Origin of the sequence: Kitasatospora sp. GP30, assembly GCF_029892145.1 — a bacterium.
Lineage (GTDB): Bacteria > Actinomycetota > Actinomycetes > Streptomycetales > Streptomycetaceae > Kitasatospora > Kitasatospora acidiphila.
Map to the genome: position 1 here is coordinate 82016 of NZ_JARZAH010000013.1, position 14364 is coordinate 96379.

Below are 14364 nucleotides of genomic sequence, written 5' to 3' on the forward strand. Positions count from 1 at the left end.
GGCGGCTCGGGAGCCGGCATCCCCGCAGGGTATGCCGTCGTGCAGCGGAGTACGGCTACCCATTCTCTCCAGCCACGACGGCGAGTTCGTCGAGCAGCGTGGAGATGGCGGCGTCGGTCAACCGGTGGCCATCGGCGGTCTCGACGATGTGGCCCGAGGCGATACGGGAGTTCCACCAGTCGCCGAGGTAGCCGGGAGCGTATCCGCCGGTGCGGAAGCCGTACGGCTCGGAAGCGAGGTCGAAAGCGATCATGAGCTCGTAGTCCGGTCGCGCATAGGAACGCTCGTGCTGCGAAGGCGTCCTGACGTACCGTTCGAAGGAGTCGACCTGGTTGAAGCTGGTGAACAGCCAGAACAGGTAGTCGTACATCAGCTTGGAGCGCGCGTCGGCGTGCAGGGCGAAGAACCCCTTGTCACGCACGATGGCCTCGGCGAGCGCTCGCATTCGCCGGTCCGCGTCGGGCAGGACGTCCGCGACCTCGCGGAAGGCACGCAGTAGGACCGGGGAGAAGCTGCCGTCGCGCACCGCGGCCAGGGCGGCGAGCCGGTCCTGCTCCGAGGAGTCGTAGACGGACTCGTCGATCAGGCCCGTGATGAACGCCTCGAAGTTCTCCGCGACCAAGGTGATCGCGAAGTCGTTCTCCTGGTCGACGTGCACGACGGCCGGCTCGCCGTGCCTGCCGCACGCGCGGTAGTCGAGAGCGAGCATGTCGTGGCCGGCCGAGGGTGTGTCGGCGAAGTAGACACCGATGTCGGGATACTCCCACACGTCGATCCAGAACAGGCTGCCGAACTCGCCGCCGAGCGAGTACGACCGGGTCCGCCCGATGCCCCGGATACCGGTGATCTCGATGTAGTCGTCGGCCCAGGAGGTCGGCTCAGCCATGGTGAAGCAGACCCGGGTCGGAATGCCGCCATTGTGCGCGCTCATCAGCGCGATGTAGGAGTCGGGCAGCCGGTACCCGCCGAGTTCCTCCTCCAACGACTTGATCAACTCCCGTGAGGGCGGAGCCTCCTCCACGTACTCCTTCAGCGCGTACGCCGAGTCGTCCCAGAACCCGGCGACGTCGAAGCCCTCGAAATGTCCCACTGTGCCCTCCTGCACCAACTCCTGCGGCGATTGTATGTTCGCGCCCAGACGCGATCGTGGCGGTGCGGCTATCGGATCTGGGCTCCGCACACGCGGTGGGCCTGAGTTTCTCGGTGCGCCCGAGGTGCGGCCGCTGCCCGGCAGCCTGATCAACATCTACCGGGAGATGGGCGAGGACCTCGGCTGCCCGCCGCCCGGCAACGGCGATCTGACGCCGTGGACGCAGCAGGGGGTGTTGCTGCTGAACCGGGCGCTGACCACGGCGCCCGGCAAGCCGGCCGCGCACCGGGGCAAGGGCTGGGAGGAGGTCACCGAGCAGGCGATCCGCGCCCTGGTGGCCCGGGGCGGCCCGCTGGTGGCGATCCTGTGGGGGCGCGACGCCCGCAACCTGCGCCCGCTGCTCGGGCAGGTGCCGGCGGTCGAGTCGGCGCACCCGAGCCCGATGTCGGCGAGCTATGGCTTCTTCGGCTCCCGGCCGTTCAGCCGGGCCAACGAGCTGCTGGTCAAGCAGGGCGCGCAGCCGGTGGACTGGCGACTGCCTCAGGCCGGTTGAGGATTCACGAGCCCGCCGAGCACGCCGAGCCGGATGCGGCCGCCACCGTCTGACCGACGCCGAGCGACCCCCGCAAGCCCGAGCGTCTGTGGCTCGAACGGCCGTCTCCGCAGGCCACCGTACCGTTTCTCGCAGAGGCTGGGTCGCGTACAGCCTTCACGGGTGACCCCGGTCGACGGGAATCGGATTCCATGACGGAGAACACGGGAAAGACGCCGAGCGCGAGCAGGGCCACGCACAGTTCCACCCGAAGACTGCTCGGTGAACTCAGCGCGGAGTTCGCCGGCACGATGATCCTGATCCTCTTCGGCGCCGGCGTGGTGGCCCAGGTGGTCGCCGGCGGCATCGGCAACCACGACAGCATCTCCTGGGCCTGGGGCCTCGGTGTCACGTTCGGTATCTACACGGCCGCTCGGATCAGCGGAGCCCACCTCAATCCGGCGGTCACCGTCGCGCTCGCCGTCTTCAAGGGATTCGAGTGGCGCAAGGTGCTGCCGTACGTGCTGGCACAGACCGCCGGGGCGTTCGTCGCGGCGCTGCTGGTGCGCTGGAACTACACCGAGGTGCTGAACAAGGTCGATCCCGGCCACACCCTCAAGACCCAGGTCGTCTTCTCCACCCTCCCGGGCAACGGCACGGCTCCGGTCAGCGACTGGGGTGCGCTGCGCGACCAGGTCATCGGCACCGCCATCCTGGTCTTCCTGGTGCTCGCGGTGACCGACGTGCTCAACACGCCGCCCGAAGCCAACCTGGGCCCGTTCATCGTCGGCCTCATCGTGGTGGGAATCGGCATGGCCTGGGGCACCAACGCGGGCTACGCGATCAACCCGGCCCGCGACTTCGGACCGCGCCTGGCCAGTTACCTCACCGGATACTCGCATGCCTGGCGGGACCAGTACGGCCACCTGTACTTCTGGGTGCCGATCGTCGGCCCGCTGATCGGCTGTCTGGTCGGCGGTGTCGCGTACCGCTACCTGGTCACTCCCCATCTCGGGGCCGAGGGGCCCGCGGAGCCCGGCCGGGCCCCGATCGAGCCGATCAAGCCGATCGACTGAGTCGTATTCGTACCGGCCGGCAGTACCAGCCCCACCCGGCGGACGCGAGAGCGGAAGCGGAAGCACAGAAGCAGAGGCGGCAGCCATGCCAGAGTTCGTCGGAGCGGTGGACCAGGGGACCACGAGCTCGCGATTCATGATCTTCGACCACGCCGGCAACCAGGTGGCGATGCACCAGTTGGAGCACACCCAGATCCTGCCCCGCCCCGGTTGGGTGGAGCACGACCCGGTGGAGATCTGGGAGCGGACCAACTCGGTGATGCAGAACGCCTTCCGGCAGGGCAGCCTGTCGCAGGCCGACCTGGTGGCGATCGGGATCACCAACCAGCGTGAGACGACGGTCGTCTGGGACCGGCGCACCGGCCGACCGTACTGCAACGCGATCGTCTGGCAGGACACCCGCACCGACTCGATCGCGGCCGCGCTGGAGCGCGACGGGCACGGCGAGGTGATCCGCCGCAAGGCCGGGCTGCCGCCGGCCACGTACTTCTCCGGCGGCAAGATCAAGTGGATCCTGGACAACGTCGAGGGCGTCCGGGCGGACGCGGAGCAGGGCCACGCGATCTTCGGGACCACCGACTGCTGGGTGCTGTGGAACCTCACCGGCGGCCCGGAAGGCGGGATCCACGCGACCGACGTGACCAACGCCAGCCGCACCATGCTGATGAACCTGGAGACGCTGGACTGGGACGACGAACTGCTGGCGCTGTTCGGCGTTCCGCGCGCGATGCTGCCGGTGATCCGCCCGTCCTCGCACGCCGGGGCGTACGGCACCGCCCGCACCTCGGGGCCGCTGCGCACAGCCGTACCGATCACGGGGGTGCTCGGTGACCAGCACGCGGCGACCGTCGGGCAGGTCTGCTTCGCGCCCGGCGAGGCGAAGAACACCTACGGCACCGGCAACTTCTTGGTGCTCAACACCGGTACCACGTTGGTCCGTTCACGGCACGGCCTGCTCAGCACGGTGGCCTACCAGTTCGGCGACAGCCCGGCGGTGTACGCGCTGGAGGGCTCGATCGCGGTCACCGGCTCGGCCGTCCAGTGGCTGCGGGACCAGCTGAAGATCATCGACAGCGCCCCGGAGGTCGAGCGGCTCGCCCGCACGGTGGACGACAGCGAGGGCGTCTACTTCGTGCCCGCCTTCTCCGGGCTCTTCGCGCCCTACTGGCGCTCCGACGCCCGCGGCGCGATCGTCGGCCTGGCCCGGTATCACACGAACGGGCACCTGGCCCGGGCCACGCTGGAGGCGATCTGCTACCAGAGCAGGGACGTGGTCGAGGCGATGGAGCAGGACTCCGGCGTCCACCTCGACGTGCTCAAGGTGGACGGCGGGGTGACCGCCAACGACCTGTGCATGCAGACCCAGGCCGACGTGCTCGGCGTCCCGGTCAGCCGTCCGGTGGTCGCCGAGACCACCGCGCTCGGCGCCGCGTACGCGGCCGGCCTGGCTACCGGCTTCTGGCGGGACGAGGACGAACTGCGCTTGCACTGGCAGGAGTCGAAACGCTGGGAGCCCTCGTGGACCGAGGAGCGGCGGGCCGAGGGGTACGCGGGGTGGCAGAAGGCCGTGCAGCGCACCCTCGACTGGGTCGACGTCAAGTAGTACGCCAAGTAGCACCTCAACGAGAGAAAGAAGGGCTAGCCCATGGCGAGGTCAGTGCCGCTTTCCCCGCGGGCCCGGGCCGAGGCGCTCACCCGGATGGCGGAGCGCGAGCTCGACGTGCTGGTGGTCGGGGGTGGCGTGGTCGGCGCGGGCTCGGCCCTCGACGCGGTCACCCGGGGCCTGAGCGTCGGACTCGTGGAGGCCCGCGACTGGGCGTCCGGCACCTCCAGCCGCTCCAGCAAGCTGATCCACGGCGGCCTGCGCTACCTGGAGATGCTCGACTTCCGCCTGGTCGCCGAGGCTCTCAAGGAGCGCGGCCTGCTGATCCAGCGGCTCGCCCCGCACCTGGTCCGCCCAGTGCCGTTCCTCTACCCGCTGACCCACCGGATCTGGGAGCGACCGTACGTCGGGGCCGGCGTGCTGCTCTACGACACGATGGGGATCACCTCCGGCACCGCGCGCGGCCTGCCGCACCACCGGCACCTGCTCAAGCGGCAGGCGCTGCGCGAGGCGCCGGCGCTGCGCTCGGACGCCCTGGTCGGTGCCGTCCAGTACTGGGACGCGCAGGTGGACGACGCCCGGCACACCGTCAACATCGTGCGTACGGCGGCCTGTTACGGCGCGCTGGTGGCAAACCGCAGCCGGGTCGCCAGGTTCCTGCGGCAGGGCGAGCGGGTCGTCGGCGCGGTGGTCCGGGACCTGGAGAGCGGGCAGGAGTTCGAGGTCAGGGCGAAGCAGGTGATCAACTCCACCGGCGTGTGGACCGACGACACGCAGAGCATGGCCGGCACCCGCGGCCAGTTCCACGTCCGGGCCTCCAAGGGCGTCCACCTGCTGGTGCCGCGCGACCGGATCAACTCCCGCACCGGGCTGATCCTGCGCACCGAGAAGAGCGTGCTCTTCGTCATCCCGTGGGGCCGGCACTGGATCGTCGGCACCACCGACACCGCGTGGGATCTGGACAAGGCCCACCCGGCAGTCAGCTCCAGCGACATCGGCTACCTGCTGGAACACGTCAACAAGGTGTTGGTGACCCCGCTCACGCCGGAGGACGTCGAGGGCGTCTACGCGGGGCTGCGGCCGCTGCTGGCCGGCGAGGCCGCCGAGACCAGCAAGCTCTCCCGCGAGCACCTGGTCGCGCACCCCGTCCCAGGTCTGGTCGTGGTCGCGGGCGGCAAGTACACGACGTACCGGGTGATGGCCAAGGACGCGGTGGACGAGGCGGTGCGCAACCTGGACGAGAAGGTCCCGCCGAGCACCACGCAGGACGTCCCGCTGATCGGCGCCGATGGCTACCACGCGATCTGGAACGCCCGGCACACCCTCGCCGAGCAGTCCGCCCTGCACGTCGCCCGGATCGAGCACCTGCTGCGCCGGTACGGCTCGCTCGTGTACGAGCTGCTCGCGATGGTCGCCGAGGACCGCTCGCTCGGCGAGCCGCTGCCGAGCGCCGACGACTACCTGCGGGTCGAGGCCGTCTACGCGGCCACGCACGAGGGTGCCCGGCACCTGGACGACGTGCTGGCCCGGCGCACCCGGATCTCGATCGAGACCTGGGACCGCGGCGTGGACTCCGCGCGCATGGTCGCCGAGCTGATGGCCGGCCCGCTCGGCTGGGGCCCGGAGCAGATCGAGCGCGAGGTCGACCACTACCTCAAGCGGGTCGAGGCCGAGCGCGAGGCGCAGCACCAGCCGGACGACCTGACGGCGGACGCGGTACGGCTCGGCGCCCCGGAGATCGTGCCGCTGAGCTGAACGCCGGGCAGCTGTTGCCCTGCGGGGGCGCGACGCCCGCACTCTGCGCCCGCGGTTCCACTTGCGTAACGTGAGGAGGTGAACTCGGACGGTTGGTTCACATGCCGGTTACATAAGAGGAACACCCGGGAAACGGCGGTTTGCGAGATTACGGGGGCACCCACCACCGAGTACGTGAGGTAACCCGTGGCTATCAAGGCCGAGTACATCTGGATCGACGGCACCAAGCCCACCGCCAAGCTCCGCTCCAAGACCCGGGTCCTGAAGTCCGCTGACAACGTGCCGACCTGGGGCTTCGACGGCTCGTCGACCAACCAGGCCGAGGGCCACGCCTCGGACCGGGTGCTGCAGCCGGTCAAGGTCTACCCGGACCCGATCCGCGGTGGTGAGCACATCCTGGTGCTGTGCGAGGTCATGGAGATCGACGGCACCCCCCACCCGTCGAACAACCGCGCCCTGCTGCGTCCGATCGCCGAGCAGTTCGCCGCCCAGGAGCCGATCTTCGGCATCGAGCAGGAGTACACCTTCTTCAAGGGCTCCCGCCCGCTCGGCTTCCCGGAGGGCGGCTTCCCGGCCCCGCAGGGCGGCTACTACTGCGGCGTCGGTGCCGAGGAGGTCTTCGGCCGCGAGATCGTCGAGCTGCACCTGGACCGCTGCCTCGACGCCGGCCTGGCCATCTGCGGCATCAACGCCGAGGTCATGCCCGGCCAGTGGGAGTTCCAGATCGGCCCGGTCAGCCCGCTGCAGGTGTCCGACGACATGTGGGTCGCCCGCTACCTGCTCTACCGCACCGCCGAGGAGTTCGGCATCGACGCCACCCTGGACGCCAAGCCGGCCCGTGGCGACTGGAACGGCGCGGGTGCCCACACCAACTTCTCCACCAAGGCGATGCGCGAGGGCTACGACGCGATCATCACCGCCTGCGAGTCGCTCGGCGAGTCGCAGGAGAAGGTCATGGAGCACGTCAACCAGTACGGTGACGACATCCAGTCCCGCCTGACCGGCAAGCACGAGACCGCCCCGTGGAACGTCTACTCCTACGGCGTCTCGGACCGCGGTGCCTCGGTCCGCATCCCGTGGCAGGTCGAGGTGGAGAAGAAGGGCTACATCGAGGACCGTCGCCCGAACGCCAACATCGACCCGTACGTGGTGACCCGCCTGCTGGTCAACACCTGCTGCTCGGCGCTGGAGAAGGCCGGCCAGGTCTGATCCCGCCGCGCTGAACGAGCTCCGGCCGCCCGTCCCTTGGGGACGGGCGGCCGTTGCGTTGCCGCCGGTCAGCTGGTGCGGGCCCGGACCTTGGCGCCCACCAGCAGCGCCAGCCCCGCGCCCGCCAGCCCCACCGCCAGCGCCGTCCACCACAGCACGGCCGCACCCAGCACCGCGTAGGCGGCCGAGCCGAGCAGCAGCGACCCGAAGCGGGCCAGGCCGCGCCCCCAGCCCGCCGCGCCCTGGTAGCGGCCCACCGCGTCCTCGGGAGCCAGGTCGGCCACCATCGAGGCGTAGAGGCCGCTGCCGGCGACCTCGCCCAGGCTCCACACCACCACGGTCAGTGCGAACTCCCAGGCGTTGCTCGCCACTCCGGTCAGCGCCACCCCGAGCGCGATCAAGGTGCAGGCCACCGCCCACAGCCGGCCGCGATCGAACCGGGTCAGCCAGACCGAGGCGATCGGCTGCAGGGCCACCACCAGAGCCGCGTTCACCACCGCGGCCAGGCCGAAGACGGTGGGCGGCAGGCCGTGGTCGCGGATCGCCAGCGGCAGGCTGAACTCGGTGAGCCCGTAGATCGCCTCGCCCATCACCACCGGCGCGAGCAGGGCCAGCAGCAGCCGGTCCCGCAGCACCACGCCGTAACCGCCGCGGGCCTGCTGCCCCGACCGCTTGGTGCCGCGCGGCAGCCGGGTGGCGACCAGCAGCGCGTACGCCAGGCAGGTCGCGGCGTCCAGCGCGAACAGCAGGCCGTAGCCGTGTTCGGCCAGGAAGCCGCCGATCGCCCCGGCCACCGCGGTGCCGACGTTGATCGACCAGTGGAACAGCCCGAACGCCACCCGGCGCCGCTCACCCTGCGCCGCGCTAGCCACCACCGCGCCGGCCCCCGGCATGTGCAGGGTGCCGCCCGCGCCCAGCGCCAGGGTCGCCAGCACCAGGGTGGCCAGGTTGGGCGCCACGAACAGCAAGCCCTGGCTGGCGGCGGTGGCCAGCATGCCGGACACCATCGCGACCCGGCTGCCGAACCGGTCGGTCAGCAGACCGCCGAGCACCGGACCGCAGAGTCCGCCGGCGCCCAACGCGCCCAGGACGAACGGGATCCGGTCGGTGGCGATATGTCGGGACCCCAGATAGAAGACCAGGAACGGCAGCACCATGTTGCCGATCCGGTTGACCGCGGTGCCGCTGATCACCACCCAGAACGGGGCGCCGAAGCCGGCGAACCGGGCGCGGAGCGCGTGGACGGCGGGGGCGCTGGGTGTTGAGACGGCGCTGGTCGTCGAGGCTGTGCTGGGTGTTGAGACGGCGCTGGTCGTCGAAACGGTGCTGGTCGTTGAGACGGTGCTGGTCGTCGAAACGGTGCTGGTGGGGCGGGCGGGGCAGGGAGTGAGAGTTGAGGTCATGCGGGAATCGTCGGCCTGGCGCTACCGTTGCACCATTCATTCAGCCACAGCCGAATCCACGGGGGACACGTGCTGGAACTCGCCTTCTCGGCCCGTGATCTGGCCCACACCCGGCTGGCCTTCTCGCCGCTCTGGGAGGTGGTGACCAGCCATCGGCTGCTGACCCGGCGCACCGTCAGCCCGCTGCACCGCCGCTGGGCCGCGCAGGCCAGGACCGAGCTGGCCGCCGCCGGGCTGGGCACCGGCCTGCTGGCCGACCTGATCCCGGTGCACGGCTACCTGCCCGACTTCCTCAACCCGCCGCCCGGCACCGCCACCCCGAGCGCCCAGCCCGAGCAGGCGCTGGAGGCCGAGCTGGCGGTGGTGGCGTGGACGAGCCCCGAGCGGGTCCGCGCCGACCTGGCGCGGCTCGCCGTCTGGACGCCCCGGGTGCGCGCCTTCCACCAGGCCCCGGCGGCCGTACTGCCGCAGCTGCTCGACGAGGTGCGCGGCTACTGGCAGGCCGCGCTGGCCCCGCACTGGACGCGGCTGCGCACCGTGCTGGAGGGCGATGTGCTGCACCAGTCGCGCCGGTTCGCGGCCGAGGGGTCGGCGGGGGTGCTGCGCGGGCTGCACTCCAGCGTGGAGTGGTGCGGGGAGAAGCTGACGCTGCCGGTGTCCTGCTGCGGCACCTCCGGCAGCCTGGCCGGGCGCGGGCTGCTGCTGGTGCCGTCGGCGTTCGTCGGGCCCACCACCACGATGATGGTCAACCGGCCGAGCGAGGTGGTGCAGCTCTGCTACCCGAGCCGCGGCGTCGCCCTGCTCTGGGAGCAGGGGCCCGCGCAGGTGCCGGAGGCGGTCGCCGCCGTGCTGGGCCGCTCCCGCGCGCTGCTGCTGGCCGAACTCGCCGCCCCCGCCTCGACCACCGAACTCTCGCACCGCACCGGCATGTCCGCCGGCGGCGTCTCCCAGCACCTCACCGCCTTGCGTGCCGCCGGCATCGTCGCCTCCCAGCGCCTGGGCCGCTCCGTCCTCTACCAGCGCACCCAGCTGGCCGACTCCCTGCTGGCAGCGGCGGGCTGACGGGCGCTCGCCCCCCGCGGGTACCCGGGTGCCCGGGGACCCTGGTCGGCGTAGGCTGCCCGGATGATCGTCGGGGTGGTACGGGAACTGTGGCGGTATCCGGTGAAGTCGATGCCGGGGGAGCGGTTGCGGACGGCGGAGGTGACCGAGCGCGGGGTGGCGGGGGACCGGCGGTTCGCGCTGGTCGATGTGGCCACCGGCAAGGTGGTCAGCGCCAAGCAGCCCAGGCTCTGGCGCGAGTTGCTCACCGGGCAGGCGGCGCGGGCGCTGCGTTCGGCGGTGGTCGGCAGCGTCGCCACCGAGCTCTCCGCGCTGCTCGGCCGCGAGGTGCTGCTCACCGGCACACCGCCGCAGGACGCCACCATCGACCGGGCCCGCCCCGAGGAGGTGCTGTCCGCCGGACCGCTGGCCGAGGTCGCCCATGACGTCAGCCGACTGCGGGCCGGCACCTTCTTCGACTTCGCCCCGCTCCATCTGGTCAGCACCGCCACTCTGGAGCGGGTCGGCACCGCCGCCCCCCGCTACCGCCCCAACCTGGTGATCGAGACACCCGGTGACCCCGGGTTCGTCGAAAACGACTGGCTCGGAAAGAAGTTGACGATAGGTCAGCTTGAGCTGGAGATCATCGCCGCCACCCCGCGCTGCGCCGTCCCGACGCTGCGGCACGGCCATCTCGACCCCTACCCGGACGCACTGCGCATCCCGGCCCGCCACAACCGGCTGGTCCCGCTGCCGGGCATGGCCGAGTTCCCGTGTGCGGGCGTCTACGCCCAGGTGCCGGCCGCCGGTCGGATCCGGGTCGGCGACCAGGTGCGCCTGGTCAGTTGACCGCCGCGCCCAGCACCCGGCCGAGCGCCGCGACGAACCCGTCGGTGGTGGCCCGGTCGCGCACCGCCAGGCGCAGCCAGCCGGGGCCGAGGCCGGGGAAGGTGTCGCCGCGCCGCACCGCGTAGCCGGCCGTGCGCAGCCGTTCCCGGACGTCGGCGGCGCCCGGCAGTTCGATCAGCAGGAAGGACGCGGCCGGGGTGCCGTGCGCCCGGATCTGCGGGAACCGGCCCAACTGCGCCAGCAGATAGGCCCGATGCTCGGCCAGCTCGGCGGCGGCCGCCTCGGCCTCGGCCAACGCCCGCTCGCCGCTGCACAGTTCGGCGGCTCGCAGGGCGGGGGAGGAGACCGGCCAGAGCGGCTGGGCGGCCGCCAGCTCGGCGATCAGCCCGGCCGGGCCGAGGACGTAGCCGATCCGCAGGCCGGCCAGCCCCCAGGTCTTGGTGAGGCTGCGCAGCACCACGACCCGGCCCGGGAGTCGGCGCAGCTCGGCGAGCGACTCGGTCTCCCCGGGTACGGTGTCCATGAACGCCTCGTCCACCACCAACGTCCGTCCGGCACGGGCGAGTTCGACCAAGGCGGCGGCCGGGTGGAGCACCGAGGTGGGGTTGGTCGGGTTGCCGATCACCACCAGGTCGGCGCCCTCCGGCACCGCGCCGGCGGCGAGCCGGAAGCCGTCCTCGGGCCGCAGCAGCACCCGGTGCACGTCGACCCCGGCGTCCCGCAGCGCCGCCTCCGGCTCGGTGAACTGCGGGTGCACCACCACGGCGTGCCGGGGTCGGACGGTGCGGGCCAGCAGCACGAAGGCCTCCGCCGCACCGGAGGTGAGCAGCACCTCCGACTCGGGGCGGCGGTGCCGGGCCGCCACCGCCGCCAGGGCCGTGCTCTGCTCCGGGTAGGCGGCGAGCTCGCCCATGGTGTCGGCCAGCGCGGAGCGCAGCCACTGCGGCGGGGTGCCGGCGCGCACATTGACGGCCAGATCCACCAGCCCGGGTCGGCGGACCTCGGCGTCCCCGTGGTGGCGCAGATCGTGCTCGGATGCGTGCAGCGTGGCCACCGCCACCGTCGACCGGGCCGACTTCCGCTTGGCGACCAGCAGTTCGCCGCCGCCGAGCAGCGCCGCGGCCTCTGCCACGCTCGGGGTGCCGCTGGCCGCCAGCACTGCCGGGGACGGGTTGGGCACCGCCACCGCGGCCAGCTCGGCGGCCGGATGCCCGACCAGCGGCACCCCCAACTGCCGTGCGGTGCCGAGCAGTCCGGGTTCGGTGGCGCGGGCCTCCACGGTGGCGAGCAGCCGTACCGCGTCCGCCGGCAGCGCCGCCTCGGCCAGTACCTCGGTGATCAGGGTGAGCACCTCCGAAGCCGCCACCCCGGCGCTCGCGCCGACCCCTACCACCACGCCAACCGCGTTTTCGCTGCTCACCCGCGTTATTCCTTCCTCCAGGCCGGGAAATCCCATCACGGTGCGTGAATACGAGTCAATCGATGGTGGTGTGCCGTTCCTCGCTTCTTCATGTGGCCTGTGCTGTCCATGCCACCATGGACCTCATAGGCTCCGCACAGTTCGGCACGTTCTCCCTGACACGTCCCCTCGTTCGGAGGATCAGCCATGACCACGCTGCCCCGCCGCGCCCTGACCGCGCTGGCCGCCGCCGCCCTGACCGCTCTGACCGCGGGCGCCGGCTGCGCCCAGGCCACCCCCGCCGGCCACCCGACCACCGCCGGGCTGCCCACCCCCGACCACGTGATCGTGGTGGTCCTGGAGAACCACGGCTACTCGCAGATCATCGGCAGCTCCAGCGCCCCGTACCTGAACGGCACCCTCAAGGCCGGCGGCGCCAATCTCACCAACTCGTACGCCATCACGCACCCGAGTGAGCCCAACTACTACGCGCTGTTCTCCGGCAGCACCCAGGGCCGCACCGACGACAGCTGCATCGGCGTCCAGTCGCTGACCGCGCCCAGCCTGGGCTCCGAGCTGCTGGCCGCCGGAAAGAGCTGGCTCAGCTACAACGAGTCGCTGCCCAGCCAGGGTTCGACGGCCTGCAGCAGTGGCGAGTACGCCCAGAAGCACAATCCGTGGTTCGGCTTCGCCAACGTCCCGCTGAACACCGCCGACACCTTCGCGCAGTTCCCGACCGACTACACGAAGCTGCCCAAGGAGTCGTTCGTCATCCCGAACCTCTGCGATGACATGCACGACTGCTCGATCAAGACGAGCGACTCCTGGGTCAAGAACCACCTCGGCGCATACGCCAGTTGGGCGCAGACCCACAACAGCCTGCTGGTGGTCACGTTCGACGAGGACGACAGCACCACCTCCGCCAACCACATCCCGACCCTGGTCTACGGCCAGCACGTGATCCCGGGCAGCAGTGCCACCGCCACCTACAACCACTACGGCGTATTGCGCACCCTGGAGGATCTGGCCGGCCTGACCAGCCACGCGGGCAACGCGGCCACCGCCTCCGACATCACCGGCATCTGGAACTGATGATCCATCAGTTCTGAATGCCGACAAGGAACTTGGCGAGCAGGCGAGCGAGGTCCGCCTGCTCGTCGGCGTTCAGCGCCTGGTCCACCAGCTGCTGCTCATGGTGCAGCAGGTCGCCGACCGCGGCGTCCACGGCGAGGCGCCCGGCCTCGGTGAGCCGCACCGGCACCGCCCGGCCGGCCGGCTCGGGCGGCAGGCGCTCGACCAGCCCGGCGGCCTCGGCGCGGTCCACCCGCTGGGTCACCGCCCCCGCGGAGATCAGCGAGCGGGCCGCCAGCTCGCGGGTGGGCAGGCAGTACGGCGCACCCGCCCGGCGCAGTGTGCTCAGCAGGTCCAGGGTGGCGGCGTCCATGGCGACCAGGGCCAGGGTGCGGCGCCGGTCGTCGGTCAGCAGCTTGGCGGCCTGACGGATCCGGGTCAGGATCCGGATCGACCCCACCGGCAGCCCGGGCCGCTCCCGCTGCCAGGCGCCGGCAATCCGCTCGGCAAGATCTTCTTCGTGTGCGCTCACAGTGCTAGTGTGCCAGTGACGTTTAGGTCTAAACGAGGGGAGTGGCGCAGCATGCGTCAGATCATCGTCACGGGTGGCGGCACGGGGCTCGGCAAGGCCATCGCGGCGGCCTTCGCCGCGCAGGGCGACCAGGTGGTGATCACCGGTCGGCGCAAGGACGTGCTCGACCAGGCCGCCGCCGAGCTGGGTGCGAACGCGCGGGCCGTCGCCTTCGACGCCGCCGACCCGGCGCAGGTCGAGGCGGCGCTGGCGGACCTGCCCGAGCGGGTCGACGTCCTGGTCAACAATGCCGGCGGCAACCGCGACCGTACCGGCCCGCCGCTCACCCCGCAGGCCGGCCTGGCCGGGCTCGCCGCGCGCTGGCAGGCCAACCTGGACGCCAACCTCTTCACCGCGGTGCTGGTCACCGAGGCCCTGCGCGACCGGCTGAACCCCGGCGCCCGGGTGATCAACTTCAGCTCGATCGCCGCCCACCGCGGCGGCAGCGGCTCCTACGGCGCCGCCAAGGCCGCCATCGAGAACTGGAACCTCTCGCTGGCCCAGGAGGTCGGCCCCGAGGGCATCACGGCCAACGTCATCGCTCCCGGCTACATCAGCGACACCGACTTCTTCGGCCCCGACGGCATCCCCGCCCAGCGCCTGGCCTACAACGTGGCCCAGTCCCTCAACAAGCGCGCCGGCCACCCCGAGGACGTGGTCGCCACCACGCTCTTCCTCGCCTCCCCGGCCGCCGGTCACCTGACCGCCCAGGTCTTCCACCTGGACGGCGGCTCCATCACCGGCCGCTGAGCAGGCGTCAGGGCC

Annotated in this window: 12 protein-coding genes and 1 pseudogene; 9 read left to right on the plus strand and 4 right to left on the minus strand. The window is 71.6% G+C overall.

The window, feature by feature from the left end; all coding sequences use genetic code 11:
• Window positions 1–55: 55 nt before the first annotated feature.
• Complete coding sequence (locus P3T35_RS20280) at window positions 56–1090, minus strand: SMI1/KNR4 family protein (RefSeq protein ID WP_218976711.1); 1035 nt, start codon at window positions 1088–1090, stop codon at window positions 56–58.
• Window positions 1091–1179: 89 nt separating this feature from the next.
• On the opposite strand from P3T35_RS20280, the pseudogene P3T35_RS20285 reads away from it, so the two are divergent.
• From P3T35_RS20285 to glnII, 5 genes and pseudogenes are all read left to right on the plus strand, one after another.
• Window positions 1180–1643, plus strand: a pseudogene (locus P3T35_RS20285) (uracil-DNA glycosylase); the annotation flags it as partial.
• A gap of 191 nt (window positions 1644–1834) precedes the next feature.
• Window positions 1835–2698 (plus strand): MIP/aquaporin family protein, encoded by an 864-nt coding sequence (locus tag P3T35_RS20290; RefSeq protein ID WP_101382785.1) that lies wholly within the window; start codon window positions 1835–1837, stop codon window positions 2696–2698.
• Window positions 2699–2783: 85 nt separating this feature from the next.
• Entirely contained in the window at window positions 2784–4301 is a 1518-nt protein-coding gene (glpK, locus tag P3T35_RS20295; protein ID WP_101382786.1) for a glycerol kinase GlpK, read from the plus strand.
• A gap of 42 nt (window positions 4302–4343) precedes the next feature.
• On the plus strand, window positions 4344–6056 hold the full coding sequence (locus tag P3T35_RS20300; RefSeq protein WP_101382787.1) for a glycerol-3-phosphate dehydrogenase/oxidase: 1713 nt from the start codon (window positions 4344–4346) through the stop codon (window positions 6054–6056).
• Between the two features lie 186 nt (window positions 6057–6242).
• The gene (gene glnII, locus P3T35_RS20305; protein WP_101382788.1) at window positions 6243–7265 is read left to right on the plus strand and encodes a glutamine synthetase; all 1023 of its coding nucleotides are present in this window, start codon (window positions 6243–6245) and stop codon (window positions 7263–7265) included.
• Window positions 7266–7333: 68 nt separating this feature from the next.
• On the opposite strand, the gene P3T35_RS20310 is transcribed toward glnII, so the two are convergent.
• A complete protein-coding gene (locus P3T35_RS20310) occupies window positions 7334–8668 on the minus strand; it encodes an MFS transporter (RefSeq protein ID WP_218976712.1) in 1335 nt (444 codons plus the stop codon).
• Window positions 8669–8737: 69 nt separating this feature from the next.
• Between P3T35_RS20310 and P3T35_RS20315 the strand changes: the two genes are divergently transcribed.
• Entirely contained in the window at window positions 8738–9730 is a 993-nt protein-coding gene (locus P3T35_RS20315) for a helix-turn-helix domain-containing protein (protein WP_280707116.1), read from the plus strand.
• A 63-nt stretch (window positions 9731–9793) separates the two neighbouring features.
• Entirely contained in the window at window positions 9794–10558 is a 765-nt protein-coding gene (locus P3T35_RS20320) for an MOSC N-terminal beta barrel domain-containing protein (RefSeq protein ID WP_101382789.1), read from the plus strand.
• Here P3T35_RS20320 and cobC read toward each other — a convergent pair.
• Entirely contained in the window at window positions 10551–11978 is a 1428-nt protein-coding gene (gene cobC, locus P3T35_RS20325; RefSeq protein ID WP_280707119.1) for an Rv2231c family pyridoxal phosphate-dependent protein CobC, read from the minus strand. The two genes, P3T35_RS20320 and cobC, sit on opposite strands and share 8 nt — an antisense overlap.
• 186 nt (window positions 11979–12164) lie before the next feature.
• Between cobC and P3T35_RS20330 the strand changes: the two genes are divergently transcribed.
• On the plus strand, window positions 12165–13049 hold the full coding sequence (locus tag P3T35_RS20330; RefSeq protein WP_101382791.1) for an alkaline phosphatase family protein: 885 nt from the start codon (window positions 12165–12167) through the stop codon (window positions 13047–13049).
• Between the two features lie 7 nt (window positions 13050–13056).
• Here the strand turns inward: P3T35_RS20330 and P3T35_RS20335 are convergent, their stop codons facing one another.
• The gene (locus P3T35_RS20335; protein WP_101382792.1) at window positions 13057–13560 is read right to left on the minus strand and encodes a MarR family transcriptional regulator; all 504 of its coding nucleotides are present in this window, start codon (window positions 13558–13560) and stop codon (window positions 13057–13059) included.
• 51 nt (window positions 13561–13611) lie between these two features.
• Here P3T35_RS20335 and P3T35_RS20340 point away from each other — a divergent pair, with 51 nt between their 5' ends.
• Complete coding sequence (locus P3T35_RS20340) at window positions 13612–14349, plus strand: SDR family oxidoreductase (RefSeq protein WP_101382793.1); 738 nt, start codon at window positions 13612–13614, stop codon at window positions 14347–14349.
• The last annotated feature ends 15 nt before the right edge of the window (window positions 14350–14364 follow it).